29 protein-coding genes are annotated in these 24,281 nt (G+C 41.5%); 26 read left to right on the top strand and 3 right to left on the bottom strand.

Annotated elements, in window-relative coordinates; genetic code table 11:
- Window positions 1-85: 85 nt before the first annotated feature.
- The 11 genes from AMR95_RS17730 (at window position 86) to udk (ending at window position 9,217) form a co-directional block, all read left to right on the top strand.
- Window positions 86-352 carry an IreB family regulatory phosphoprotein gene (locus AMR95_RS17730; RefSeq protein WP_008358522.1) on the top strand — a complete coding sequence of 89 codons (267 nt, stop codon included), beginning with the start codon at window positions 86-88 and terminating at the stop codon, window positions 350-352.
- 3 nt (window positions 353-355) lie between these two features.
- The gene (gene ruvX / locus AMR95_RS17735) at window positions 356-772 is read left to right on the top strand and encodes a Holliday junction resolvase RuvX (protein ID WP_034279935.1); all 417 of its coding nucleotides are present in this window, start codon (window positions 356-358) and stop codon (window positions 770-772) included.
- Window positions 773-787: 15 nt separating this feature from the next.
- On the top strand, window positions 788-1,069 hold the full coding sequence (locus tag AMR95_RS17740) for a DUF1292 domain-containing protein (protein ID WP_024423112.1): 282 nt from the start codon (window positions 788-790) through the stop codon (window positions 1,067-1,069).
- A gap of 154 nt (window positions 1,070-1,223) precedes the next feature.
- Window positions 1,224-1,790 carry a biotin transporter BioY gene (locus AMR95_RS17745; protein ID WP_058839009.1) on the top strand — a complete coding sequence of 189 codons (567 nt, stop codon included), beginning with the start codon at window positions 1,224-1,226 and terminating at the stop codon, window positions 1,788-1,790.
- Window positions 1,791-1,825: 35 nt separating this feature from the next.
- Window positions 1,826-3,253 carry an acyl-CoA synthetase gene (locus AMR95_RS17750; RefSeq protein WP_058839094.1) on the top strand — a complete coding sequence of 476 codons (1,428 nt, stop codon included), beginning with the start codon at window positions 1,826-1,828 and terminating at the stop codon, window positions 3,251-3,253.
- Window positions 3,241-4,329 carry an acetyl-CoA C-acyltransferase gene (locus tag AMR95_RS17755; protein WP_058839010.1) on the top strand — a complete coding sequence of 363 codons (1,089 nt, stop codon included), beginning with the start codon at window positions 3,241-3,243 and terminating at the stop codon, window positions 4,327-4,329. Before AMR95_RS17750 ends, AMR95_RS17755 begins: the two co-directional genes overlap by 13 nt.
- A gap of 73 nt (window positions 4,330-4,402) precedes the next feature.
- Entirely contained in the window at window positions 4,403-5,485 is a 1,083-nt protein-coding gene (gene mltG / locus AMR95_RS17760; protein ID WP_058839011.1) for an endolytic transglycosylase MltG, read from the top strand.
- 211 nt (window positions 5,486-5,696) lie between these two features.
- Complete coding sequence (locus AMR95_RS17765) at window positions 5,697-6,362, top strand: O-methyltransferase (RefSeq protein ID WP_039180249.1); 666 nt, start codon at window positions 5,697-5,699, stop codon at window positions 6,360-6,362.
- The gene (locus AMR95_RS17770; protein ID WP_039180246.1) at window positions 6,359-7,288 is read left to right on the top strand and encodes a peptidase U32 family protein; all 930 of its coding nucleotides are present in this window, start codon (window positions 6,359-6,361) and stop codon (window positions 7,286-7,288) included. Before AMR95_RS17765 ends, AMR95_RS17770 begins: the two co-directional genes overlap by 4 nt.
- 20 nt (window positions 7,289-7,308) lie before the next feature.
- A complete protein-coding gene (locus AMR95_RS17775; protein ID WP_024423107.1) occupies window positions 7,309-8,577 on the top strand; it encodes a peptidase U32 family protein in 1,269 nt (422 codons plus the stop codon).
- 7 nt (window positions 8,578-8,584) lie between these two features.
- Window positions 8,585-9,217 carry a uridine kinase gene (gene udk, locus AMR95_RS17780; protein WP_024423106.1) on the top strand — a complete coding sequence of 211 codons (633 nt, stop codon included), beginning with the start codon at window positions 8,585-8,587 and terminating at the stop codon, window positions 9,215-9,217.
- Window positions 9,218-9,269: 52 nt separating this feature from the next.
- Here the strand turns inward: udk and AMR95_RS17785 are convergent, their stop codons facing one another.
- On the bottom strand, window positions 9,270-9,617 hold the full coding sequence (locus AMR95_RS17785) for an Ig-like domain-containing protein (protein WP_058839012.1): 348 nt from the start codon (window positions 9,615-9,617) through the stop codon (window positions 9,270-9,272).
- A gap of 623 nt (window positions 9,618-10,240) precedes the next feature.
- Between AMR95_RS17785 and greA the strand changes: the two genes are divergently transcribed.
- From greA to AMR95_RS17800, 3 genes are all read left to right on the top strand, one after another.
- Window positions 10,241-10,714 carry a transcription elongation factor GreA gene (gene greA / locus AMR95_RS17790; RefSeq protein ID WP_047202506.1) on the top strand — a complete coding sequence of 158 codons (474 nt, stop codon included), beginning with the start codon at window positions 10,241-10,243 and terminating at the stop codon, window positions 10,712-10,714.
- Window positions 10,715-10,764: 50 nt separating this feature from the next.
- A complete protein-coding gene (locus AMR95_RS17795; protein WP_058839013.1) occupies window positions 10,765-12,507 on the top strand; it encodes a peptidoglycan D,D-transpeptidase FtsI family protein in 1,743 nt (580 codons plus the stop codon).
- A 67-nt stretch (window positions 12,508-12,574) separates the two neighbouring features.
- Window positions 12,575-13,240: a YrrS family protein gene (locus AMR95_RS17800; protein WP_058839014.1), complete on the top strand. Its 666-nt coding sequence runs from the start codon at window positions 12,575-12,577 to the stop codon at window positions 13,238-13,240.
- Window positions 13,241-13,278: 38 nt separating this feature from the next.
- On the opposite strand, the gene AMR95_RS17805 is transcribed toward AMR95_RS17800, so the two are convergent.
- On the bottom strand, window positions 13,279-13,482 hold the full coding sequence (locus AMR95_RS17805; protein WP_024423103.1) for a YrzA family protein: 204 nt from the start codon (window positions 13,480-13,482) through the stop codon (window positions 13,279-13,281).
- A gap of 187 nt (window positions 13,483-13,669) precedes the next feature.
- Here AMR95_RS17805 and AMR95_RS17810 point away from each other — a divergent pair, with 187 nt between their 5' ends.
- From AMR95_RS17810 to AMR95_RS19165, 7 genes are all read left to right on the top strand, one after another.
- The gene (locus tag AMR95_RS17810; RefSeq protein WP_041086372.1) at window positions 13,670-14,311 is read left to right on the top strand and encodes a class I SAM-dependent DNA methyltransferase; all 642 of its coding nucleotides are present in this window, start codon (window positions 13,670-13,672) and stop codon (window positions 14,309-14,311) included.
- Window positions 14,312-14,326: 15 nt separating this feature from the next.
- On the top strand, window positions 14,327-15,022 hold the full coding sequence (gene mtnN, locus AMR95_RS17815; RefSeq protein WP_024423101.1) for a 5'-methylthioadenosine/S-adenosylhomocysteine nucleosidase: 696 nt from the start codon (window positions 14,327-14,329) through the stop codon (window positions 15,020-15,022).
- 46 nt (window positions 15,023-15,068) lie between these two features.
- On the top strand, window positions 15,069-15,992 hold the full coding sequence (locus AMR95_RS17820; RefSeq protein WP_058839015.1) for a PLP-dependent cysteine synthase family protein: 924 nt from the start codon (window positions 15,069-15,071) through the stop codon (window positions 15,990-15,992).
- Window position 15,993: 1 nt separating this feature from the next.
- On the top strand, window positions 15,994-17,142 hold the full coding sequence (locus AMR95_RS17825; protein WP_058839016.1) for a bifunctional cystathionine gamma-lyase/homocysteine desulfhydrase: 1,149 nt from the start codon (window positions 15,994-15,996) through the stop codon (window positions 17,140-17,142).
- 72 nt (window positions 17,143-17,214) lie between these two features.
- Entirely contained in the window at window positions 17,215-17,445 is a 231-nt protein-coding gene (locus AMR95_RS17830; protein WP_058839017.1) for a YrhC family protein, read from the top strand.
- 451 nt (window positions 17,446-17,896) lie between these two features.
- On the top strand, window positions 17,897-18,031 hold the full coding sequence (locus AMR95_RS19050; protein WP_064497892.1) for a YrzI family small protein: 135 nt from the start codon (window positions 17,897-17,899) through the stop codon (window positions 18,029-18,031).
- Between the two features lie 160 nt (window positions 18,032-18,191).
- On the top strand, window positions 18,192-18,353 hold the full coding sequence (locus AMR95_RS19165; RefSeq protein WP_155267112.1) for a hypothetical protein: 162 nt from the start codon (window positions 18,192-18,194) through the stop codon (window positions 18,351-18,353).
- Window positions 18,354-18,396: 43 nt separating this feature from the next.
- Here the strand turns inward: AMR95_RS19165 and AMR95_RS19620 are convergent, their stop codons facing one another.
- Window positions 18,397-18,522 (bottom strand): YjcZ family sporulation protein, encoded by a 126-nt coding sequence (locus tag AMR95_RS19620; protein WP_008342643.1) that lies wholly within the window; start codon window positions 18,520-18,522, stop codon window positions 18,397-18,399.
- Between the two features lie 267 nt (window positions 18,523-18,789).
- Here AMR95_RS19620 and AMR95_RS17835 point away from each other — a divergent pair, with 267 nt between their 5' ends.
- From AMR95_RS17835 to AMR95_RS17855, 5 genes are all read left to right on the top strand, one after another.
- Window positions 18,790-19,392 (top strand): class I SAM-dependent methyltransferase, encoded by a 603-nt coding sequence (locus AMR95_RS17835; protein WP_047201970.1) that lies wholly within the window; start codon window positions 18,790-18,792, stop codon window positions 19,390-19,392.
- A gap of 413 nt (window positions 19,393-19,805) precedes the next feature.
- Window positions 19,806-21,020: a formaldehyde dehydrogenase, glutathione-independent gene (gene fdhA, locus AMR95_RS17840; protein ID WP_024423097.1), complete on the top strand. Its 1,215-nt coding sequence runs from the start codon at window positions 19,806-19,808 to the stop codon at window positions 21,018-21,020.
- Window positions 21,021-21,105: 85 nt separating this feature from the next.
- Window positions 21,106-21,879 carry a class I SAM-dependent methyltransferase gene (locus tag AMR95_RS17845; protein ID WP_058839018.1) on the top strand — a complete coding sequence of 258 codons (774 nt, stop codon included), beginning with the start codon at window positions 21,106-21,108 and terminating at the stop codon, window positions 21,877-21,879.
- 44 nt (window positions 21,880-21,923) lie between these two features.
- Entirely contained in the window at window positions 21,924-22,673 is a 750-nt protein-coding gene (locus AMR95_RS17850; RefSeq protein ID WP_058839095.1) for an SDR family NAD(P)-dependent oxidoreductase, read from the top strand.
- A gap of 373 nt (window positions 22,674-23,046) precedes the next feature.
- Window positions 23,047-24,267, top strand: a complete 1,221-nt coding sequence (locus tag AMR95_RS17855) for an MFS transporter (protein WP_058839019.1) — start codon at window positions 23,047-23,049, stop codon at window positions 24,265-24,267.
- Window positions 24,268-24,281 lie beyond the last annotated feature (14 nt).

Raw genomic sequence — 24,281 nt, forward strand, 5'->3', positions numbered from 1 at the left:
GCGATGTAGTGTAGAATAATGGTATTAGATGAGCGGTTAGAAAAAAGCTTGCTAGTAGAATGTTGGAAGAGAGGTGCAAGAAGCAGTGAGTTCATTTGATAAGACAATGAAGTTTAACTTCTCTGATGATTCAGCTGAAACCAATGTGAATGAAGTGCTCATTACAGTTCATGACGCACTCCAAGAAAAAGGATACAACCCGATCAATCAAATTGTCGGATACTTGCTGTCAGGCGACCCTGCTTATATTCCAAGACATCAGGATGCACGCAACCTAATTCGTAAACTAGAACGAGACGAATTAATTGAGGAATTGGTTAAATCGTACTTAGAGACACATAAAGAGGCGTAAAACATGAGAATTTTAGGCTTAGATTTAGGCACGAAAACCCTTGGTGTTGCGATCAGTGATGAAATGGGATGGACAGCGCAAGGGATTGAAACAATTAAAATTGATGAAGCAGGCGGAGACTTTGGTCTCAGCCGCCTGTCTGAGATTGTTGCAGAATATGGAGCGGATAAAATTGTACTTGGCTTTCCAAAAAATATGAACGGTACGGTCGGCCCTAGAGGCGAAGCCAGCCAATCATTTGCGAAAGTGCTAGAAAACACGTACAATGTTCCTGTTGTGCTTTGGGACGAGCGTCTGTCAACAATGGCAGCGGAAAAAATGCTCATCTCTGCAGATGTGAGCAGACAAAAGCGTAAAAAAGTCATTGATAAAATGGCGGCTGTCATGATCCTGCAAGGATATTTAGACAGCTTAAATTAAAATGAGGTGAATCAAATGGAACACGGAGAAAAGCAAATTACAATCGTTGATGATAATGGAAATGAACAGCTTTGCGAAGTACTATTTACTTTTGAAAGCGACCATTTTAACAAATCTTATGTTCTTTACTACCCAATTTCTGAGCAAGACAATGAGGAAATTGAAATTCATGCATCAAGCTTCACACCGAACGAAGACGGTGAAGATGGCGAGCTAGAGCCGATTGAAACGGATGAAGAGTGGGACATGATTGAAGAAACGTTAAACACGTTCTTAGATCAAGAAGACGAAGAATAGAACGAATAAAAGGCCTGTGAACAGATCTTCTTGATCTTTCTTCACAGGTCTTTTTTTACGATCATTATGTTAACTTAAAGTTATTTCATGTTGACATAATGAACTGTACCTTTTACTCTATTTTTAACAATAAATTGAGTGAGGGGCATGAATATTGAGAATTCAAGATATGATGCAAATAGCGTTAATGACAGCGGTTATCGGGATGTTAGGCTTGATCCCGCCGATTTTACTGACATTTACACCTGTACCGATTACATTGCAAACCGCAGGTCTTTTGCTTGCTGGGGGGCTGTTAAAGCCAAAACAAGCATTGATTAGTTTATGTCTTTTTCTTTTGATTGTGGCAGCAGGCGCACCTCTTTTGTCAGGTGGGAGAGGCGGGATAGGGGTCTTTTTTGGTCCAAGCGGTGGTTTTCTTCTTGCTTATCCTGTTGCTGCCTTCATGATCAGCTTATGGGTGAACCGGCTGAAAAAAGTAACCGCACTGCGTCTTTTTGTGATCTATGCGGTTTGCAGTATTGTGATTTTGTATATGTGCGGTATTCCTTTTCAAGCCATGATGATGCATATTAAGGTGTCACAGGCCGCTTTTCTTAGTCTGATTTATCTTCCAGGTGATTTCATCAAAGCGGGAATGTGTGCTGTCTTTACGGTCAAAATCATACAGCCCTTGTCATATCGAAAAAGGGATCTGCATAAAGGGAGGCGTGCAGTTTGAACAGAATAACGGAAAGCTATGCAGTTCATGCAGAAATGAAACGAGATCAGATTGCCATCATAGATGAGCAAGAAAGCATTACATATGAAGATTGGTATGAACGTGTGCAGAGATCGGCACAGTGGTTACAAGGAACGGCTCATCAGCAAAAAAGAATCGCTTTTTTATTATCAAATGGTGCTTCTTTTCTTCAAATATTTGCGGGCGCTGCTTGTGCAGGGTGGACAGCCGTTCCGCTTGATCCGAGATGGAGTCATGAAGAATGTGTAGAAAAGCTCTTGTTAAGTAAGGCGGATCTCGCCATTATAGAGGACCGATTTATGAAAAAATTTGAACAGAGAAGCGTGGACATGCCGCTTCTTTCTTTATCTGAATGGAAGGAAAGAATAAGCCTTCTTACAGACAACAGTCCTTATAACAACTGCGATACCGAGAAGGATCCTGTCTTTTATATGGGATTTACGTCAGGTTCAACAGGCTCACCGAAAGCCTTTATTAGACGTCAGCAATCATGGATCGAGAGCTTTCGAATGACAGCTGCTTCATTTGGAATCACTCATCAAGATCATGCTCTTATATTAGGTACACTCTTATCCTCTCACTTTTTATATGGTGCCATCAGTACATTATACTTTGGCGGCACAGTGACACTTTTAGAAAAATTTGTGCCGGGAAAAGCGAAGCAAGCCTTAGATACAGGTGATATCACCGTGATGTATACTGTCCCAACAATGACAGAAACGTTACTGCAAATCGATGCTTTTAAAGAAGACAATCCGCTTCTTGTCATGTCATCGGGAGCAGATTGGAGCATATCGTCAAAAGAACAGCTCGTCTCCAACTATCCACATATCACTTTTTTTGATTTTTATGGCACATCAGAGTTAAGTTTTGTCTCTTATTTGTCTTCAAATGACTTTCTGCAAAAACCTTCTTCTGTTGGACGGCCTTTCTCCTCCATTCAAGTAGAAGTAAGGCGGCCCGATCAATCTGTCTGTCAGCCAAATGAAACAGGGAGGATTTATGTAAAGAGCCCAATGACTTTTTCAGGTTACTTACATGAGGAGAAACCGCCGCAGGAGTGGCTGACAGTTTACGATATGGGATGGCTGGATGAAGACGGTTATCTGTATATGAGCGGTCGTGAGAATGGCATGATCGTCTATGGAGGTCTGAATATTTTCCCAGAGGAAATTGAGCGTGTGCTAAATGAACAGCCAGAGGTGAAGCGGTCGATTGTGGTGGGCGTTCCTGACCCATATTGGGGTGAAATCCCTGTTGCCATACTGGAGCAAGTGCAGCAAATAAAGGTGGTTCGACAAGCTGTTAAAGAAAAGCTTGCGGCCTACAAGGTACCAAAAAAATGGCTTATGATTGATCAAATGATGGAAACATCCGGCGGAAAAATTGCCCGCGTGAGCTTGAAAAGGTGGGCGGAGGAGCAATTGTCATGCAAGCGGTGATCGTACAAGCAAAACGAACACCCTTCGGTGACAAAAATGGGATGCTGAAAAATTATCGCCCAGAGCAATTAGCCGCTCCCCTTATTCGGCATTTGTCTCAGGACATGACACCGGATGACGTCATATTAGGCAATGTCGTCGGAGGCGGTGGAAATATGGCCCGTCTGTCCTCATTAGAAGCAGGGCTTCCTTTACACGTTCCCGGTATGACGATTGACAGGCAATGTGCCTCTGGTCTTGAAGCGATCCGAACAGCTTGCATCATGGTTCAATCGGGGGAGGGCTCGATGTATATCGCTGGCGGGACTGAGAGCATTTCCAGATCACCAATGAAAGAAAGAGCCCGCTTTTCACCGGAGTGGATAGGAGATCCACATATGGGAGAAGCAGCAGAGCTGACCGCGTCGGCATTTTCTGTTACAAGAAAAGAACAAGATGACTATGCCCTTTTAAGCTGGGAAAGGAGTTTAGCCGCATTTAAACATGGTACATATGCAGAAGAAATCGTTTCGGTAGACGGGCTGAGTATAGATCAAGCAGCTGCTAAAATAAGACCAATGACAAAGCTGATCAAGCGGGCAAAACCTGTATTTTTGCCGGGGAAAGGAACTGTGACTGCCGCCAATAGCTGTAAGGAAGCAGACGGAGCAGCTGCTGTCGCTGTGATGGAAAGATCGTTAGCGGAAGCAAGTGGATGTAAGGCGATGCTGCGGTATGCCGGAAGTGCTGTGACAGCGATACATCCTCATTTTCCAGCTGCTTCACCGATTGATGCGATCAAGAAACTTTTACATCAAGAGAACATCAAGGCAAAGGAAGTGGCGCTTTTTGAAATCAATGAAGCATTTGCGCTGAAAGCAGCACTTATTGCCCGCACGCTGGGGATACCATATGACCGGATCAATAGAAGAGGCGGTGCACTATGCCTTGGGCATCCATACAGCGCGTCAGGAGCTGCTATGATGGTGAGATTATTTTATGAAGCGCACACCTTACCGAATGGAAGCTATGTCATGGCTGCTATTGGAAGCGGTGGCGGTGTTGGTTTAGCCGTTTTGTGGCAAGTTTTGTCATGACATGCATGAGCAAGGAATTGCCGAACTCCGTCGAATCATGTACTATAAAAGCTAGATGTGAGGAGGGCCATGCATGTTTTCAGAACAAAAGAAACGACCATTCTTCAAAAGAAAAATGGGGATCGTCCTGTTATCTGTCCTTGCTGTCATCATCATTGCAGCATTATCAGGCTTTTTATATGTTAAATCAGCACTCGGACCGGTCGATCAAAAAAGTAAACAAACGATTAATATTCATATTCCAAATGGGACATCTGTGCGCGAAATTGCGGGCATTTTAAAAGAAAATGGGCTCATTTCGAATGACACGATTTTCACTTATTATGCGAAATACAAAAATGCGTCCGGCTTTAAAGCGGGTTATTTTCATTTGAAACAAACAATGGACGCAGACACGCTGATCAAAAAGCTGACATCTGGCGGAACAGATTACGCCTTTCAGCTTGTGATTCCAGAGGGAAGACAGCTATCTGATATTGCAGCGATTATTGCAAATCAGACGAATTTTTCAGCGAAGGAAGTTGAAGCAAAGCTGGATGATCCTGCTTTTATTCAAACACTAATGAAAAAATATCCGAAAACCGTGACATCACAGGTGAATGGGAAACAGGTGAAACATCCGTTAGAGGGTTACTTATTCCCTGCTACGTATCCATTTTATCGTGAGGATGAATCACTCGAGACGATCATTGAAACGATGATTAAACAAACAGATCAATACGTGAAAACGTATGAAAAAGACATGAAAAAGAGAAACATGTCCATACATGATGTGTTAACGATGGCATCACTCATTGAAATGGAAGCAACACAAAAGACAGATCGGGCAAAAATCTCAAGTGTATTTTATAACCGGTTGAAAAAGGACATGCCGCTTCAAACTGACCCAACCGTTCTTTATGCACTTGGTGAGCATAAATCCCGCGTTTATTACAAAGACCTAAAAGTGAAATCTCCTTATAACACGTATAACAACAAAGGGCTGCCGCCTGGACCTATTGCAAATGCTGGTGAATCCTCTTGGAAAGCAGCACTGCATCCAGAGAAAACGGATTACGTTTACTTCCTTGCGAAGAAAAATGGAGAAGTCGTATTTACGAAAACGTTAAATGAGCATAATAAAGCAAAAGCGAAATACATCACAGGCAGCAATTAACGTACAAGTGAATCGAAAAAGACTGTAGACAATACGAAATTGCCTGCAGTTTTTTTCGTTGGAATATCCATTTTATAGGTTCGCAATTACCACTTCTTTGTGGTAAAATATATCGGGTTGTTTTTACTTAGATGAACGAAAGATTGACGAGAAAGAGAGCTGCAATAGGCAGGACTCTTCTTTTTCAGGTCATGAAGGAGCTTGACAGATAATGACTATCGAAGATGATCGAATAAATGATTATATTGAACATTTAATTCACCCAAGTCCTGATGCAATCGCTCAATTAGAGATATATGCAAAAGAGCATCATGTGCCAATTATGGAAAAGGTGAGCATCGAGCTTTTACTGCAGCTTCTTTCGATGAAAAAGCCGAAGAAAATTCTTGAGGTTGGGACAGCGATTGGCTATTCCGCCATTCGAATGGCAACAGCTCTGCCAGATGCTGAGATTTATACGATTGAGCGAAATGCAAAGCGCTATGAAGAAGCGACACGGAACATTGAGGAATTAAAGTTAAAAGAAAGAATACACGTGTTTTTTGGTGATGCGATGGAATCGGCTAAAACGGTCCAAACGATGGCGCCCTATGATGTGATTTTTATTGATGCTGCAAAAGGGCAGTACAAGCGTTTTTTTGAATTGTTTGAACCGATGCTTGCTCATGACGGAATGATTATTACAGACAATGTATTATTCAAAGGCTTAGTGGCAACGAATTATGAAGAAGAAATTGAAGATAAACGAAAAAAACAATTAATTGGAAAAATTGATCGATACAATCAATGGCTCATGTCAAACCCTGATTTCCAAACGTGCATTATTCCAGTTGGAGACGGGATCGCCATTAGTACAAAAAGAGGTGACCAATCATGAAGAAACCAGAATTGCTTGTAACGCCAAGCAGCGTGTCAGACGTCATGCCATTAATTGAGGCAGGAGCTGATGCATTCTTAATAGGCGAACAAACATACGGTATTCGTCTTGCGGGTGAGTTTTCAAGAGAAGATGTGAAACAAACGGTTGAGCTTGCACATGCCCATCACAAAAAAGTGTATGTGGCGATGAATGCAATTTTTCATAATGACCGCGTCCAGCTGCTTGGAGATTATTTAACTTTTCTCGATTCATTAAACGTGGACGGTGTCGTCTTTGGAGACCCAGCCGTGATCATGGCTGCAAAGGAAACAGGAGTGAACCTGAATCTTCACTGGAGTACAGAAACGACTGGGACAAACTATTACACTTGTAACTACTGGGGTAGAAAAGGTGCATCGCGTGCTGTTCTTGCAAAAGAGCTGAATATGGACAGTGTGATCGACATCAAAGAAAATGCTGAAGTGGAGATTGAAATTCAGGTCCATGGCATGACATGTATGTTTCAATCAAAACGTACGCTCATCGGCAACTACTTTGAATACCAAGGCAAACAAATGGATGTCGTAGGCAGACATATGGAGGAAGGGCTATTCCTGCATGACCAAGAGCGTCAAAACAAATACCCTATTTTCGAGGATGCCAACGGGACACATATTATGAGTCCAAATGATGTGTGTATGATTGACGAATTAGAAGAGTTTGTTGACGCAGGCATTGACTCATTTAAAATTGACGGAATTTTAAAGTCACTTTCTTATATGACAGAGGTAACATCACTTTATAGAAAAGCAATTGATTTACTAACGACTGACAAAGACGCGTATGAAGATCAGAAAGAGGACTGGGTGAAGCGGATTGAAGAGATTCAGCCAGTGAATCGTTCGATTGATACAGGATTCTTCTTTAAAGAAACGGTTTATTAATATAAGAGGAGGCAGAGGAAATGGCATTATTGAAAGATGGTATTTCTGAAATGATTGATGGGAAACGTGTCATTACAAAAAAACCAGAACTGCTTGCACCCGCAGGAAACTTGGAAAAGCTGAAAATTGCTGTACATTACGGAGCAGACGCTGTTTTTATTGGCGGGAAAGAATTCGGGCTTCGCTCAAATGCAGATAACTTTTCAATTGAAGAAATGGCAGAAGGCGTCGCATTTGCAAACAAATATGGCGCACGCATTTATGTGACAACGAATATCTTCGCCCACAATGAAAACATGGACGGGCTGGAGGAATACCTTCAAGGGATTGAAGGCGCTGGAGTAGCAGGCATTATCGTAGCTGATCCACTGATCATTGAAACATGTAAACGTGTTGCACCGAAGCTTGAAGTCCACTTAAGCACACAGCAATCTCTTTCAAATTGGAAAGCTGTTCAATTTTGGAAGGAAGAAGGGCTTGAGCGTGTGGTGCTTGCACGTGAAACAAGTGCGCTAGAAATTAGAGAAATGAAAGAAAAAGTCGATATTGAAATCGAAACATTCATTCACGGTGCGATGTGTATCGCATACTCTGGCCGCTGCGTGCTCAGTAACCATATGACGGCAAGAGATTCTAACCGTGGAGGCTGCTGCCAGTCCTGCCGCTGGGATTATGATCTTTATAAACTAGAAGGTTCTGAGGAAGCGCCCTTATTTGGTGAAGAAGATGCACCATTTGCGATGAGTCCAAAAGATTTGAAGCTTGTTGAATCCATTCCTCAAATGATCGAAATGGGAATTGACAGCTTAAAAATCGAAGGACGGATGAAATCCATTCATTATGTTGCCACTGTTGTCAGTGTGTATCGTAAAGTCATCGATGCGTATTGTGCTGATCCAGACAATTTTGTCATTCAGCAGGAATGGTTAGATGAATTAGATAAATGCGCAAACCGTGACACAGCGCCAGCCTTTTTCGAAGGCGTACCAGGAACAGATGAACAAATGTTTGGCATTCATGGAAAGAAAACGACCTTTGATTTCGCAGGTCTTGTTCTTCATTATGATGAAAAAGAACAAATCGTGACATTGCAGCAGCGTAACTTCTTTAAGCAAGGCGACGAAGTCGAATTCTTCGGACCAGAAATTGAGAATTTCACATGCAAAATTGAGACGATTTGGGATGAAAAAGGAAATGAACTAGATGCCGCTCGTCATCCGCTGCAAATCGTCAAATTCAAGCTTGATCAAAAAGTATACCCTAGCAACATGATGAGAAAGGGGAAATAACAGCCACATGAGGAGTAAACCAGTTGTCATTGGTATTGCTGGCGGCTCGGGTTCAGGTAAAACGAGCGTCACCAATTCGATTTATGAAAAATTTAAAGGACATTCCATCCTCATGCTTCAGCAAGATTTATATTACAAAAATCAAAGTCATATGCCATTTGAAGAGCGCCTGCTCACGAACTATGATCATCCGCTTGCATTCGACAATGACCTGATGTTTGAGCATTTGGAACAGCTCTTAAGGTACGAATCCATTGAAAAACCAATATATGATTTTAAACTGAACACACGTTCAGAAGAGACTGTTCATGTTGAGCCGAAGGATGTCATCATCGTTGAAGGCATTTTTGCACTAGAAGACGAACGTTTGAGAGACTTAATGGATATTAAACTGTATGTCGATACAGATGCAGACCTTCGCATCATCCGCCGCATTTTACGCGATACGAAGGAAAGAGGCCGGTCGATCGATTCTGTGATTGAACAATATGTATCTGTTGTCAGACCGATGCATAATCAATTCATTGAACCAACAAAGCGATACGCCGATATCATCATCCCAGAAGGCGGCCAAAACCATGTGGCGATAGACTTAATGGTCACAAAAATTCAAACCATTCTTCAAAACCGTGCAGAGTAATAGGTAGAGAAGAAAAAGACCTTTACAGTGTAAAGGTCTTTTCAGCATCATATTAATAAACAGTCACGAAAACTTGTCCTAAGACAGACGTCCCTTTATAAAGAGTGATCGTGGCTTTGCCAGGTGAATTTGCGGTCACTATTCCATTAGAGCTAACAGAAGCTACACTCTGTTTATCTGTCCAATAACGTGTAGCTGCAGAATTATAGACTGAGTATTGCTCACCAACTCTTAAAGGTAAACTGTAATCTTGAATCGAAATCACATCTAATGTTTGAAATCCAGACGAGCTGCTATTGACTGTGAAATCTGCTGTTTCTTTGGCTGAAGCCATGCCCATTAGTGAAAAAGATAAGGTAGAGATGGATAGAACAGAAACAATTGTTTTCTTCATGTTCATTTAAAACACTCCCTAGCATGTATTTGGTCTTGCATTGATAGAATTCAACAAAAACCAAATATTTCCTTGTTAATATTTGTTAATTATATGTGAACATTTATGAAAGCAGCATTATCGGAAAAAATCTTGAGGGTTTGATATGATAAGAAAACAATGAAGAAAAGAAGAGTTGGAGAAATCACTACCATATAGCGAAAGAATGAAGTTGAAAAAGTATATTAAAAAAACGACAAACAAATCATCACAAATTTTCAAACAATTCTTGATCAAAACGCAATTTTGTAATAATATAGCATAGACATATCGTACACTGACCATATTATGTATTGGAAGATGGAGAATGGGTAAGCTATTCTTCTACATATGATCGAAATGGCCGAACGAGGTACAGGAGCTTCCTGTGCCTTTCCACAGTTTGTGCGATTTTAGACCGCTGCGGAGTGGTCCTGTCTAATAAAAGGCATAATAGTTGCATCTAAAAGGGACGCCATGTAAGATGGACTTTTACGAATATGGGACAGAAGGAATGAGGGCCTGAACATGTCCTCATTCTTGTATATTTCAGTCGTCACTCACGTGCAGAAATTTGTATGATGAGGATTAATAGAAGGAGTGAATGATTCATGGCACAAGAGAAAGTATTTCCAATGACAGAAGAAGGAAAGCGTAAATTAGAAGAAGAACTTGAACATTTGAAAACGGTTAAACGTAAAGAGGTTGTAGAGCGTATTAAAATCGCTAGAAGCTTTGGAGACCTCTCTGAAAACTCGGAATATGATTCTGCTAAAGAAGAGCAGGCGTTTGTAGAAGGCCGTATTACAACGCTTGATAATATGATTCGTAATGCCAAAATTATCGAAGATGAAGGAAATTCAAATGTTGTTTCACTTGGTAAAACGGTGACATTCGTTGAATTACCAGACGGCGAAGAAGAGTCTTACACCATTGTGGGAAGTGCAGAAGCTGATCCGTTTGAAGGCAAGATTTCAAACGATTCACCGATTGCAAAAAGCCTTTTAGGTAAACAAGTAGACGACAAAGTAACCGTTCAAACACCTGGCGGAGAAATGTTCGTCCAAATTGTAAAAATTTCATAATCACGTTTATCACGTAAACACCTCGTCCACAATAGGGACGAGGTGTTTTTATGCGCAAAAAAAGAAGAATTCAATGGACAGGTGCGATTATTTTTATGCTATTTCTCGGTCTTCTGATGAGACTGGCAGAAATTCAGCTGTTCTTCACAGAATCGTTTTCAAAGCTTGATATCAATTTAATACAAGAAAGTGTCAAACAGCGAACAGAAGAAGTCGTCATTTCAGACGGACGCGGTGAGTTTTTAGATCGAAACGGCCAAGCACTTCTTACAAAAGAACAGCCCGCGGTTATCTTATTTCCTTTCCTGCAATATGATCTTCCGCGCTTGCAGCAAACTGCCTCAATTCTTGAGATGGAAGAGAATGAACTCAAAAAACAGTTAACAGAAACGAAAAAACCGCTCATTTTAAAAGATGACATTTCGAAAAAAAAGCTGAAAGACATCAATGATATGAAATATTCAGGTGTGTACGGCGTATATATGAAAGAGAAGGACAAAAAAAGACTTGCCCTCCACACATTAGGTTTCACAAGCGAGAATCCAGAACTATTGAGAAAGCGTTATCCTGACAAAAAAGAGCTTTCCATTCGTACTGAAATCGGCACATTTGGGCTGGAAAGCACCTTTGACGAATTTCTATTACCCGAGCAAGACACAAAATTGTTATATCATGTGGACGGAAGGGGAAACCCTTTGTTCGGTATGGACGTCAAATATACAGCAGAAGCTCATTCCTTTTATCCACTTCAGGTACAGACAACAATAGATGAAGACATGCAGGCTGAAATGGAAAAGGTGCTCAAAGAACAAGGCGTTGAAAAAGGCGGTGCCGTTCTGCTTGACATTGAAAAAAGCAGTGTGCTGGCGATGGCGAGTACCCCAAATGTCACAAGCAAAAACCGGCACGAGGCAAGAAATTACATGCTGACAGCGATTGCACCAGGCTCTGTCTTTAAAACGGCTGTGCTTGCCGCAGCAATCGAAAAAAACCTTGACCAGCCACAAACCATGTATGACTGTCGAAAGAATTTATATGGAGAGCCTGAAGGAAAACAGGAAGTGCTAAATCTGACGGACAGTTTCTCAGAGAGCTGCAATTATACCTTTGCGACACTTGCTGAAAGGCTCATTCAAACAGATGAACAAATCATCGAAAAGACGGCTGCAAAGCTTGGACTCTTAGATCGAGCTGGCTGGGAAGGGGATGTCTATCATAAGCAGCACTTCAAACAGTTTGATCGTGAAGAAACAGGCAGTGTGTGGGGAGATAAAAGAGACAAGCATGTCAAAAAAGCCATTGCACAAACCGCAATAGGACAAAAAAATGTCAAAACGACTCCTCTGCAAATCGCGAATATGATGGCTACGATCGCAAGAGGAGGAGAACGAAAAGAAGTGAAAATCGCAGAAAAAGTGCTGTATCAAAACGGAACAACGATGCTGTCCTTTCAAAACAAACGGCCTGAAGGGAGCAGCATAGACCGCTATACAGCTCAAAAGCTGCAAAAATTCTTAAGACAGGTGGTGACCTCTGACAAGGGAACCGGAAGAAGGTTTCAAGATTTGCCATACAAAGTAGCGGGGAAATCAGGTACTGCCCAAACCGGCGGTCAAGACAAAAAGGGGAATCCGCTTTATCATAAGTGGTTTGCTGGATACTTTCCGGTAGAAAAACCAAAATACGCCCTTGTCGTTGTTCACCTTGACGAGACAAGTGGCCGGGCTAAGACAAATGATGCGTTTTATGATATTGTAAAAAAGGTCAATGAAATTGAAAAGAAACAGACATAGAACATCCCTTCATGACATGTTAGAATAGAAACGACTTAGGGAACAGAGGCAAAGGAGTGCAGAGATTTTGAGTAGAAATTCTCGATTTGAACATCGTGATAAGCGCAGAAAGGCAAATATGGTGCTTAACATATTAATTGGTATCGTTGTGGTGCTTATTTTGGTTGTCGCATCGAGTTTGTTAATTTTTAATAAGCCGAAAGATACAGATGTAGCGGATGCACCATCAAAAACGGCACCTGCAACAAGTGAAAATAAACAAAACTCAGAAGAAGATGTGAAAGATCCAAAGAAAGACACATCCGATGATTCAGATGCAAAAAAAGATGATTCATCTGATCAAGACGACGATACGAAGAAGACAGATGATGAAGAAAAACCTAATAAAGATGCGTTAAAAGACGCCAAAGAAACAGACGGCGGCAAAACAAGTGACGTCGACAAAACATACGAAAACGATGACTGGGAGCCTGTAGGAACAGAGCAATCCGGTTCACATACAGCAACCTATGATTCGAGCTCAACAGACTGGAAAGAAATGATCAAAGCCATGTCCTATGCGACAGGGATTTCAGAAGATCAAATGACCGTTCTTTGGTTAGGAAATAACGGAGGTCCTCAAGATGCAAAAGGAACCATCCGTGATAAATCAACAGGTGAACGCTACCGCGTGGAAATTACGTGGGTAGATGAAAAAGGCTGGAAACCTGTGAAGGTTGAAAAATTAAGATAAACATGAAAAAAAGATAGCAGATATGCTATCTTTTTTGTTTAAACATTCGCTTTAAAATGAACAACTGCTGTATACAAAATCCGCTCATCGATCACGGTCGTTTGATGGCTGACAGAATGAACGGTCAGCAGAATCGCCTGATTATGTTCAATTTGTTTTTGGATCTTTTGTTCAAGTTCTTTTAAAGATGTTGCTTCAAAAAATTCAATTTTATCCTTTAAAAAATCCAGCTGAAAATCCATTTGATTCACCTCTCTATACTCTTCATTCATCTTAATCTCTCTCCCTCAGAAGGGCAAATGTTTTTCTGCTCACTCCCAGTATTTTTTAGTAGGAAAGAAACAGAAGTTGTGGTAGGATAGGAACTGTTCGACGGATTAAAACATACTATACGCATAGGAATAAATAGATAAAGTGGAGGGAAAGAAAATGGGACGTGAATTTCTTTCTTTATTTGATCATTGGGCTGACTCTTATGACGACACGGTAAGTGGTCATGACGAGCAGTATAAAGAAGTGTTTCGCCGGTATCCGGCTATTCTAAAAGAAATTGCCCGCCGTTCAGGCCAATATGTTCTTGAGTTTGGAAGCGGTACGGGGAATCTAACAGCGCTCCTGCTTGCAGCTGATAAAAACGTGTTTGGTGTTGAACCATCAGATGCCATGAAGAAAGCAGCTCTTCAAAAAGGAATACCAAATATATTTCATGATGGAGATTTTTTATCATTTCCAGCGCCGCCTTTTGAGCCGGATACGATCGTCAGCTCATATGCATTCCACCATTTAACGGATGAAGAAAAAAAACAAGCCATTCACACCTATAGCAACATCCTTCACTCAGATGGTAAAATAGTCTTTGCTGATACAATGTTTCAAAATCAAGCAGCACATCAAGCTGAAATCGACAAAGCGAGAGCTGCAGGGTTCGATCAGCTTGCAGAGGATTTAGAAACGGAATATTATCCATCCATTGATGTGTTAAAGCAAATCTTTGAAGAAGAAGGTTTTAGCACATCCTTTCATCAAATGAATGATTTTGTTTGGATCGTAGAAGCGAAGAAAAGGGAATGAAAGGATGTTTTTGTTTTGAAAATCGCAGTTATAGGTGCAATGGAAGAAGAAGTGACGATCTTAAGAGATCAACTAAAGAATGCTACACAAGAAAACATCGCTGGGTGTGAATTTACAACAGGTGTTTATGAAGATAAAGAAGTGATTTTATTAAAATCAGGGATTGGAAAAGTAAATGCAGCGGTCAGCACAACATTACTGCTTGACCGCTTTCAGCCAGATTATGTGATCAATACAGGATCTGCTGGCGGTTTCCATCACTCATTAAATGTAGGTGATATTGTCATCTCTACTGATGTGAGACATCATGATGTAGATGTGACCATCTTTGATTACGAATATGGACAAGTGCCGGGACTTCCAGCTGCTTTCATTGCGGATGAAAAGCTTGTGAAGCTTGCAGAGGAATCTGCTTTAGAGATCGATCATATTCAAGTGGCAAAAGGAACGATTGCAACAGGAGATTCATTTATGAATGATCCGGATCGTGTAGCGTTTGTAAGAGAGAAGTTTCCAGAGCTATATGCGGTGGAAATGGAAGCTGCAGCTGTTGCACAGGTCTGCCAGCTCTTTGGTACGCCATTTGTTGTCGTTCGTGCGCTATCAGATATTGCAGGGAAAGAATCCAATATCTCCTTTGATCAATTCCTTGAGCAAGCAGCGATTCACTCAACCGACCTTGTCTTGCGTATGATAAAGCAAACACAATAAAAGAAGGGGTTTCCCCCTTCTTTTCCATGCAAAGGAAGGGAATTATATGGCTGTCATAAAGGATATTACTGAATTAATTGGCCGCACACCGCTTTTAAAGCTGTCAGGGATTGGCGTCCCAGAAGGCGTTGAGGTGTATGCAAAGCTTGAGATGATGAATCCAGGTGGAAGTATTAAAGATCGTTTAGGTGATATGCTCATCAGAGAAGCATTAGCATCTGGCAAACTGCGTCCAGGCGGAACCATTATTGAAGCAACTGCTGGAAACACAGGAATTGGGCTTGCCCTAAGTGCAAGAAAGCATCAATTGCAGACCATTTTTTGTGTACCAGAACATTTTAGTCAAGAAAAACAACAGCTGATGAAGGCGCTCGGTGCAGAGATTATTCATACGCCGAGAAAAGAAGGCATGAAGGGTGCGATTGATCGAGCCCTTGAACTAGAGGCAAGCCTTGACAATGCCTATTGTGTTTTACAATTTAAAAACCAAGTAAATCCATTGACTTACTACAGAACGCTCGGTCCAGAATTATGGTCTGACTTAAAAGGGAATATCGATGTATTCGTCGCAGGAGCAGGATCTGGCGGGACTTTTCAAGGGTGTGCCGCCTATTTAAAAGAGCAGCATCCGTCGTTAAAAACGGTTGTTGTGGAGCCTGAAGGGTCCATTTTAAACGGTGGGGATCCAGGCCCGCATAGAACGGAAGGAATTGGTCTTGAATTTATCCCAGATTATATGGAGCAGGCTTTATTCGATGAGATTTACACTGTCAGTGATGATGATGCGTTTCGAATGGTGAAAGAAGCAGCTGAAAAAGAAGGTGTTCTCATCGGCAGCTCTTCTGGTGCCGCCTTATTTGCCGCTTTAGAGGAAGCAAAGAAAGCAGCACCTGGGACAGTCATTGTCACCATTTTTCCTGACAGCAGTGAGCGATATTTAAGTAAAGGAATTTATGAGGGAGGAAAATAGAATGAAACCAAAAACAATGATGATTCACAGCGGAACAACAGGTGATGAAAGAACAGGCGCCGTGTCTGTACCTATTTACCAAGTGAGCACGTATAAGCAGCCGAAAGCAGGCGAACATACGGGATATGAATACTCCAGAACAGCAAATCCAACAAGAACCGCACTGGAATCAGTCATTCGTGATCTTGAAGGAGGAGCAAACGGCTACGCATTTGGTTCAGGGATGGCAGCCATTACGGCGGTGATGATGCTGTTTAACAGCGGGGATCATATTGTCCTGACAGATGACGTATATGGCGGAACCTACCGCGTCATCACAAAGGTGCTAAACCGAATTGGCATTACTGCAACCTTTGTTGACACAAGTGATCCTGAAGCGGTGAAAAAAGCCATTTTACCTGAAACAAAAGCCGTTTACATTGAATCACCAACCAATCCTTTACTCAAAATGACGGATCTAAAAGCGATCGGCGAATTGACAAAGGAAGCCAACATCTTGATGATTGTCGACAATACATTTTTCACACCGTATTTCCAAAAGCCGATTGAATATGGTGCGGACATTGTTCTGCACAGTGCGACTAAATATTTAGGCGGTCATAGTGATGTTGTAGGCGGACTTGTTGTCACAGCGACGAAAGAGCTTGGAGAAGAACTGCACTTTGTTCAAAACTCGACAGGCGGAATTCTTGGACCGCAGGATTCATGGCTTCTCATGAGAGGGATGAAAACGCTTGGGCTAAGAATGGAAGCACATCAACAAAATGCACAGAAAATTGCTGAGTTTTTAAAGCAACATCCAGCTGTCACACGTGTTTATTATCCAGGTCTCGGTACTCATCCTGGCCATGAACTTGCGAAAACACAAGCATCTGGCTTCGGCGGAATGATCTCTTTTGATATTGGAAAAGAAGAACATGTTGATGTATTTTTGAGCCAGCTAAAGCTGTTTACGATCGCAGAAAGCCTTGGAGCAGTAGAAAGCTTAATTTCTGTCCCTGCCCGGATGACCCATGCGTCCATTCCAAAAGACCGCAGGGAGGAGCTTGGCATCACAGATGGTTTAATTCGTATTTCCGTTGGGATTGAAGATGTTGATGATTTACTACATGATATCAAACAAGGACTAAGCGCGCTGGCGAATGGATAGATTTACATGCTCCTCGCTTTCTCTCACTATGTTAAGCTATGAATAGACATTGATAACTGGAAGGTGAAACAAGTGAAGAAAAAGTGGAGTGATTTAGTGACAGATTACAAGCAGTACGCTTTTATTTTGCTTGCTGTCAGCACCTTTATATATATTGGTACGATCTTACCGAACCAGCACATCGAAGCATCTCCAAAAATGCTGATGATGGGAATAGATTGTGTTTTCTTATTAGCAGCTTTTGTTTGTGTTAAACGTGCGATTTTCTTTCAAAAGAAACTGCAAGAATTAGATGAAGATTAATTCGAAAGTCTCCTCATATGCCTGAGGAGGCTTTTTTCATTGTATTGGACAATCGGACAAGAATAACTGTAGAAATTTAGTCAAAAACACAAAAATCATCTATATTACTAAAAACAGGTTTACAAAATGGTGCTTGCTGGATATACTTACAGAGTAATTAAAAAAACGTAAAGGAGGCTGAAGAATATGTTATTCGTATCTACTTGTGATCAATTCAACCAACAATTTCATCATGTCATCAGCCTGTGGAAGAGTTCGTGTTCTTCCTTTGCCTTATACGGTGCACGCTTCAAAACTGTTTAAGTAGTAAACGAGGATTTCACACGTATCATCCATTGCAGGTTGGAAGACACTGTCTTTTGAGCTGTATTTTTGTGTGCCCGCAGGTCAACTGATAAAGAAGATCTGCGGGCTATTTCGCGTGCTGCGAACTGAAGGGAGGTGAGCGTATATGACAATCCATTTATTTTTTATTACATTGACGATCAAGCGTAAATACAAGGATATTGAGACTGTTCTTTACGAACAAGAAGTCGAAACATTTTATGAAGAAATGAAACAGAAACAACTAAAGTATATGAACTAAAACAGGAAATGAAAAAAGTGAAAAGGAGGAGATTGACATGTTTATGATGCTTGCCATGCTTGATTGTTATACGAGGGAGAAGGACCAGGTTTAGACACGCTCCACATTGATCACCTACACATATGATAACCGTAAAAGGAGATTGTGAGGTGATCAATAAATGTCGATGTCACCATATATGAGATTTCCGTCTGTGGGGCACGGATATGCATCTATTCCGCATTCCTTAAAGCACGGGTACGGCAATCCATACCGCATGCAAAGAGAGCAAGAGGAAATGCTCAGACGTTATATGTATCAGTACCGGACTTATTGGTATTAAAGAAAAGGAGCAGGAAACGTCATGGTTTCCTGCTCCTTTTACATTAGCAAATCCAGCTTGCACCAATGATGATCAACAAAATGAACAGTACAACAAGCAATGCGAATCCGCCTGCAAAACCGCCACCGTAGCCACCGCAGTAGCCTCCAGAATAACCGCCAAAGCCCATAATCTAGCACCACCTTTATCTTATCAAGATACATTTATAAATTATGCAGCTCATGCAGAAAACGAAATCAATCTGAGCACAAATAATGAAAACGCCTATTCAGGTCAAAAAATTTTCACTTTCTGCGAAACATTTTCTGAAAAGGAGCGTCTTATAAAGGACAAATAAATTAGGACTAGGTCTTAATTTTTGTTAGGTGAGAGCCGATATGAAAAGTAAGAAAATTTGTAAATAGTTATATTTACTGGTGAAAAGCAGGTGTTAACATTGATTCAAAGCTGGATTGGAAAACAAATGAGGGAACCAAAAGGCTTGTTCTCAAAATGGGTTGCCCGCTATATGGAAAAAAATCATCATAATATCAATGAATGGACGCTTCAACTCTTAAATATACAAGAAAATGACCGAATTTTAGAAATTGGGACTGGAAGAGGCATCACCTTATCAAAGGTAGCAGAAAAACTTGACCGCGGAAAAGTATATGGAGTGGATGCCTCTCGTCATATGATTAAATATGCAAAAAGAAAACATAAGAAGCTTGCGGAACAAGACAAAGCCGTTATTACGCTTGGCAAGGCTGAGCAATTACCTTTTGAAGACAGATCATTCAATAAATTATTTACGGTGCAGACGATCTATTACTTGAAGGATATTGAGCAAGTTATGAAGGAAGTGTACCGCGTCCTTCAAGTGGATGGTGAAGTATTTTTATCTTTCCAAAAGCAGGAGCTGATAAAGGAACAAAAACGGTCAACATCTTTTTCATCGTACAGTGAACAAGAGATCAGCCGTCTGTTTTCAGCATATCATTTTAGAGAAGTCTCGGTTTATCACTATGATACATACATCTGTATCAAAGCTTTAAAATGATGAAAATATTTCCCAGGTAATGAACAAGCACTCAAAAAGAGGCTCTTCGTCAGAGGAGCCTCTTTGCCTGCAATCGAATGTAAAAATAAAAAAAGGCTCTTCATCAGAAGAGCCTTTTGTATGTAAGGTAGGCGCCAGCCAGGTGTGTAAGGAATGATAGTATATATAAGGAATTTGTTTGTCGATTAAGGATACCTGTCTGGCTTATTTCTTATATCGACACCATTCTGCAAAAGTTTAGCTTTTTTTTCAATATTTTCTTTTTTATTTCACTGGAAGACACATTTTTCTTTCTCACGTAGACATGTACCCCCTTCTTTTTCACATAATGTGCGGTTTGAAGAAGGAAATTGCTTAAGAAATAGAGAAAATTGTAGAGACTTCATTTTTAAACAAAAGGGAGGAATGAAATCATGTCGGGAAACAAAGGTGTCGTTTATAAAGGAGCAGGAAAAGTAGCAGTTGAGGATATTGGATACCCTGATTTGGTCTTAAAAGATGGCCCGGGTGTACCTAAAGCCAATGTGGGGCGCAAATGTGAGCATGGCGTCATTTTAAAAGTAGTGACGACGAATATTTGCGGAAGTGATCAGCACATGGTAAGAGGGCGTACGACTGCACCTGAAGGGCTTGTCCTTGGTCATGAAATTACAGGTGAAGTCGTTGAAGTTGGGCGAGATGTGGAATTTATTCAAAAAGGAGATCTCGTGTCCGTTCCATTTAATATTGCATGCGGACGCTGCGTCATGTGTAAGGAACAAAAAACCCATGTGTGCTTAAATGTAAACCCGGACCGTCCAGGCTCTGCCTATGGATATGTAGATATGGGCGGATGGGTTGGCGGTCAATCCGAGTATGTCATGGTTCCATATGCAGATTTTCAGCTGCTCAAATTTCCAGACAAAGATCAAGCGATGGAAAAAATCCTTGATCTCACGATGCTTTCCGATATTTTCCCGACAGGTTTTCATGGTGCTTATACGGCAGGAGTAAAGCCTGGTTCGACCGTATATATTGCGGGTGCTGGCCCAGTAGGTCTTGCAGCAGCCCATTCGGCTCAGCTTCTTGGCGCATCTGCTGTGATTGTTGGAGATCTGAATGAGCAAAGACTGGAGCAGGCAAGAAGCTTCGGCTGCGAGACGATCAATTTACGAAAACATGATCGAATCGGCGAACAAATTACGAATATTTTAGGGGAGCCAGAAGTCGATTGTGCTGTCGATTGTGTCGGCTTTGAAGCTTCGGGTCATGGAGATCAGGGAGAAGCACCAGCGACCGTTTTAAATACAATTATGGATATTACCAAAGTTGGCGGCAAGCTTGGAATTCCAGGGCTTTACGTCACAGAAGATCCAGGAGCAGTGGATGCCGATGCAAAAGTCGGTTCTCTGAAAGTGCGAATTGGACTTGGCTGGGCGAAAGCTCATACCTTTGTGACAGGTCAAACCCCTGTTATGCAATATCATCGCAGTCTAATGAAATCCATTTTAAGCGGAAGAGCACAGATCGCCAAAGCCGTCAATGCGACCGTCATTGACCTTGATCAAGCTCCTAAAGGATATAGTGACTTTGATTCGGGTGTGGCGAAGAAATTTGTCATTGATCCGCACGGGATGCTTTCTCGATAATTTTTAACATGAAAGGAGCCGCTCAATAAAATGGGACGGCTCTTTATTGTGGAAAACCCAATCTATTTCAAAGGGGAGGAATCAGATGAATACAGATCAAGCCAAAAGAAGAGTTATAGAACAATTTGGGAGAAATGCAGAAAAGTATGTGACGAGTCAAACTCATGCAAAGGGAGCAGACCTAGATCTCATTGTTGAATGGGCAGCTCCAGAAGAAAGCTGGGTCGTTCTTGATATAGCAACTGGTGGCGGGCATACCGCAAAAACACTGGCTCCATATGTGAAACAAGTGTTTGCGACGGATTTAACGAAAGAAATGCTTTCTCATACATCACTTCATTTAAAAGCGTATCCACAAATTTTTTATGTAGTAGCGGATGCAGAAAGCCTTCCTTTTTTAGATGGCACATTTGATATGGTCACATGCCGAATTGCAGCACACCATTTCCCGCACCCTGAACAGTTTGCCAAAGAGGCATCTCGTGTATTAAAGTCAAATGGTCTGTTTTTCTTTATTGATAATGTTTCGCCAAATGATGAAGAGCTTGCACTATTTATCAATGAGCTAGAACGATTGAGAGACCCAAGTCATGTCTCCTGTCTATCGACAGAACAATGGCGGGAATTGTTTTTAACAGAAGGAATAAAAGAAGTAAAATCAATGGAACGAAAAAAACGTTACCCTTTTCAAGAATGGGTCAAGCGAACAACGAAAAATTTAAAGGAAGAAGAGATTGTTACAGAATACTTGTTAGATGCTAACGAGAAAATAAAGCAATATTATAGATTGAAAATGACAGAGGATCAAATAGAATCAATAGAGGTAGATGACTGGATTGCTCTTTTCAGGAAAGGGTAAAAGTAAATCATTCAAACCAGTTATAGAAAGGAATCAATCAAATGCTGAATTTTAAAGGAAAAACCGTCATCATCACAGGCGCAGCCAATGGAATTGGTGAAGCGATCGCCTGCGGCTATGCAAAAGAAGGGGCGCGTGTGGTGTTTGCGGATATAGATGAAGAGAAGGGGGAGCGTTTGGAGGAGCAGCTGAGAAAAGAGTCCTATGAAGTTTATTTCATCAAAACGGATGTGAAACAAGAGAAGGATATCCAGCGCTTAATGTCGTTTGCAGCGGAGCGCTGCAAAACGATTGATATTCTCATCAATAATGCAGGCGTCATGTACACAGCATCGCCTTATGAGTTAACAGTCGATGAGTGGGATCATGTCCTGCATACAAACGTAAGAGGGACTTTCTTATGTGCTAGAGAAGCAGCGCGTTATATGAAAGAGAATCCAAAAGGCGGTTCCATTGTGAACATTTCATCTACCCGTGCGACCATGTCAGAGCCTCATACGGAAGCTTATGCTGCATCAAAAGGCGGGATTTCAGCGCTTACTCATGCCTTGGCGGTTTCTTTTAGTCAGGATCACATTACGGTGAATAGCATTTCCCCTGGGTGGATTGAAACGAAGGATGAGAAAAGTCTTCGAGAAATTGACCATCATCAGCATCTTTCCAATCGAGTCGGCACGCCAAAGGATATTGTGAAAGCTTGTTTTTATTTAACAGATGAAGACAATCAATTTGTGACCGGCACAGATTTGGTTGTTGATGGTGGCATGACTAGAAAAATGATTTATGCGGATTAACATGAAAAAAACATTGACGCTTTGATCAAGCGGCAGTACAATATGTAACAATTCAGCTGAAGATCGTGATGAAAAAAAGACACAGCGCCAATAGAGAAGAGTACATCATAGCTGCCCCACACAGAGAACTCCGTGAAGCTGAGAAGGAGCTGGGGAGCATGATGGAACCAAGCCTCTTAGCTCTGCACCGGATTCTCTCGGATGGTGGTGCAGCGAATTTCTCCCGTTACAGAGAAGGGTGAATGATCACCCGCTAAGGTTCATCTGGCAACAGATGAATGAACTGAGGTGGCAACGCGGAGTAAATCCCGTCCTCAAGACAGAAATGTCTTGGGGGCGGGATTTTTTTTATGACAAATAGGGGGGGACAATGATGAAAAAACATTGGCGGGATATGAGTATTTTGCTTGGAGCCATCGGGATCGCAAACATAGGAGAATGGATTTATATGATTGCCCTCCATCTGCTTATTTTTCAAGAAACGGGCTCTGTACTTGCTGTAACAGCAGTTTATTTGCTAAGAGCGGCAGCTTCTCTTTTGACCAATAGCTGGTCTGGCAGTTTGATTGACAGGCTGAATCAGCGGAATGTGATGATCAGTTTAGATATTACCCGTGCTTTGCTCATTGCATGCATCCCTTTTGCCTTATTTTCAGGACATCTGCTCATCCTGTATGTCATGGTGTTTTTCATACAGATGGCACAAGCGATGTTTCATCCAGCGTCGATGGTGTATATGACAGGACTCATCCCGGCCGATAACCGAAAACGGTTTAATGCCATTCGCTCTTTATTACAATCCGGTGGATTTTTACTTGGACCCGCAGCAGCAGGTCTACTTTTTCTCATCGGGACGCCTGTTCTTTCAATTTATGTAAATGCGTTCTGCCTTTTGATATCTGCTCTGTTAACGATGTGTTTACCGAATTTGCTCAAAACAGATGCTGGCCAAAAGGGGTTTTCCCTTTCAATGTTAAAAGAGGATGCCAAGCTTGTTCTGCGATTTAGTCTGACGTCACGCCAGATCATGGCGGTATATTTATTATTTAGTGCGGCGATATCGGTCCTTCCTACGGCCATTGACTCACTTGAAACAGCCTTTGCAAAAGAAGTATTGATGCTGACTGATACACAATATGGCCTTCTTGTTAGTGTGGCTGGAGCAGGCATCATCGCAGGGGCAAGTCTTAATTCGGTCATTGTCGAAAGGCTGTCAGTTTCGCTGATGCTTGGAGTCGGCAGTTTGTTTGTGGCGTTTGGCTATCTTATTTATGCATTTTCCAGCACACTATTTGTAGCAGCTGGTGGATTTTTTGTTTTAGCCTTCTTTTTAGCTTTTGCAAATACAGGTTTTATGACGTTCTATCAAACAAATATCCCAGTAGAGGTGATGGGAAGGATAGCCAGCTTTTATGCTCTCATTGAAGCCATTTTGACAATAGCTATGACAGGAATATTCGGCGGGCTCGCTCATGTTTTATCGATCAGAATGTCTGTCATCATTGGGTGTATATGTATGCTTCTTATCTGTCTATTGCTATGTTTTGTCATCTTTCGTCCATTGACTGTCAAAAAAATAGTGCATCCTACTTAGAAAATTAAAAAAAT

Source organism: Bacillus sp. G1(2015b) (assembly GCF_001482475.1).
In the GTDB taxonomy this organism is placed as follows: domain Bacteria; phylum Bacillota; class Bacilli; order Bacillales; family Bacillaceae; genus Bacillus; species Bacillus safensis.

What these genes read in the sequence shown, in the direction of transcription:
- ruvX (WP_034279935.1), top strand. Translation starts at nt 356, where the DNA reads ATGAGAATTTTAGGCTTAGATTTAGGCACGAAAACCCTTGGTGTTGCG.
- AMR95_RS17740 (WP_024423112.1), top strand. Translation starts at nt 788, where the DNA reads ATGGAACACGGAGAAAAGCAAATTACAATCGTTGATGATAATGGAAAT.
- AMR95_RS17750 (WP_058839094.1), top strand. Translation starts at nt 1,826, where the DNA reads ATGAAACGAGATCAGATTGCCATCATAGATGAGCAAGAAAGCATTACA.
- AMR95_RS17755 (WP_058839010.1), top strand. Translation starts at nt 3,241, where the DNA reads ATGCAAGCGGTGATCGTACAAGCAAAACGAACACCCTTCGGTGACAAA.
- mltG (WP_058839011.1), top strand. Translation starts at nt 4,403, where the DNA reads ATGTTTTCAGAACAAAAGAAACGACCATTCTTCAAAAGAAAAATGGGG.
- AMR95_RS17765 (WP_039180249.1), top strand. Translation starts at nt 5,697, where the DNA reads ATGACTATCGAAGATGATCGAATAAATGATTATATTGAACATTTAATT.
- AMR95_RS17770 (WP_039180246.1), top strand. Translation starts at nt 6,359, where the DNA reads ATGAAGAAACCAGAATTGCTTGTAACGCCAAGCAGCGTGTCAGACGTC.
- AMR95_RS17775 (WP_024423107.1), top strand. Translation starts at nt 7,309, where the DNA reads ATGGCATTATTGAAAGATGGTATTTCTGAAATGATTGATGGGAAACGT.
- udk (WP_024423106.1), top strand. Translation starts at nt 8,585, where the DNA reads ATGAGGAGTAAACCAGTTGTCATTGGTATTGCTGGCGGCTCGGGTTCA.
- AMR95_RS17785 (WP_058839012.1), bottom strand. Translation starts at nt 9,617, where the DNA reads ATGAACATGAAGAAAACAATTGTTTCTGTTCTATCCATCTCTACCTTA.
- greA (WP_047202506.1), top strand. Translation starts at nt 10,241, where the DNA reads ATGGCACAAGAGAAAGTATTTCCAATGACAGAAGAAGGAAAGCGTAAA.
- AMR95_RS17795 (WP_058839013.1), top strand. Translation starts at nt 10,765, where the DNA reads ATGCGCAAAAAAAGAAGAATTCAATGGACAGGTGCGATTATTTTTATG.
- AMR95_RS17805 (WP_024423103.1), bottom strand. Translation starts at nt 13,482, where the DNA reads ATGGATTTTCAGCTGGATTTTTTAAAGGATAAAATTGAATTTTTTGAA.
- AMR95_RS17810 (WP_041086372.1), top strand. Translation starts at nt 13,670, where the DNA reads ATGGGACGTGAATTTCTTTCTTTATTTGATCATTGGGCTGACTCTTAT.
- AMR95_RS17820 (WP_058839015.1), top strand. Translation starts at nt 15,069, where the DNA reads ATGGCTGTCATAAAGGATATTACTGAATTAATTGGCCGCACACCGCTT.
- AMR95_RS17825 (WP_058839016.1), top strand. Translation starts at nt 15,994, where the DNA reads ATGAAACCAAAAACAATGATGATTCACAGCGGAACAACAGGTGATGAA.
- AMR95_RS19050 (WP_064497892.1), top strand. Translation starts at nt 17,897, where the DNA reads ATGACAATCCATTTATTTTTTATTACATTGACGATCAAGCGTAAATAC.
- AMR95_RS19165 (WP_155267112.1), top strand. Translation starts at nt 18,192, where the DNA reads ATGTCGATGTCACCATATATGAGATTTCCGTCTGTGGGGCACGGATAT.
- AMR95_RS19620 (WP_008342643.1), bottom strand. Translation starts at nt 18,522, where the DNA reads ATGGGCTTTGGCGGTTATTCTGGAGGCTACTGCGGTGGCTACGGTGGC.
- fdhA (WP_024423097.1), top strand. Translation starts at nt 19,806, where the DNA reads ATGTCGGGAAACAAAGGTGTCGTTTATAAAGGAGCAGGAAAAGTAGCA.
- AMR95_RS17845 (WP_058839018.1), top strand. Translation starts at nt 21,106, where the DNA reads ATGAATACAGATCAAGCCAAAAGAAGAGTTATAGAACAATTTGGGAGA.
- AMR95_RS17855 (WP_058839019.1), top strand. Translation starts at nt 23,047, where the DNA reads ATGAAAAAACATTGGCGGGATATGAGTATTTTGCTTGGAGCCATCGGG.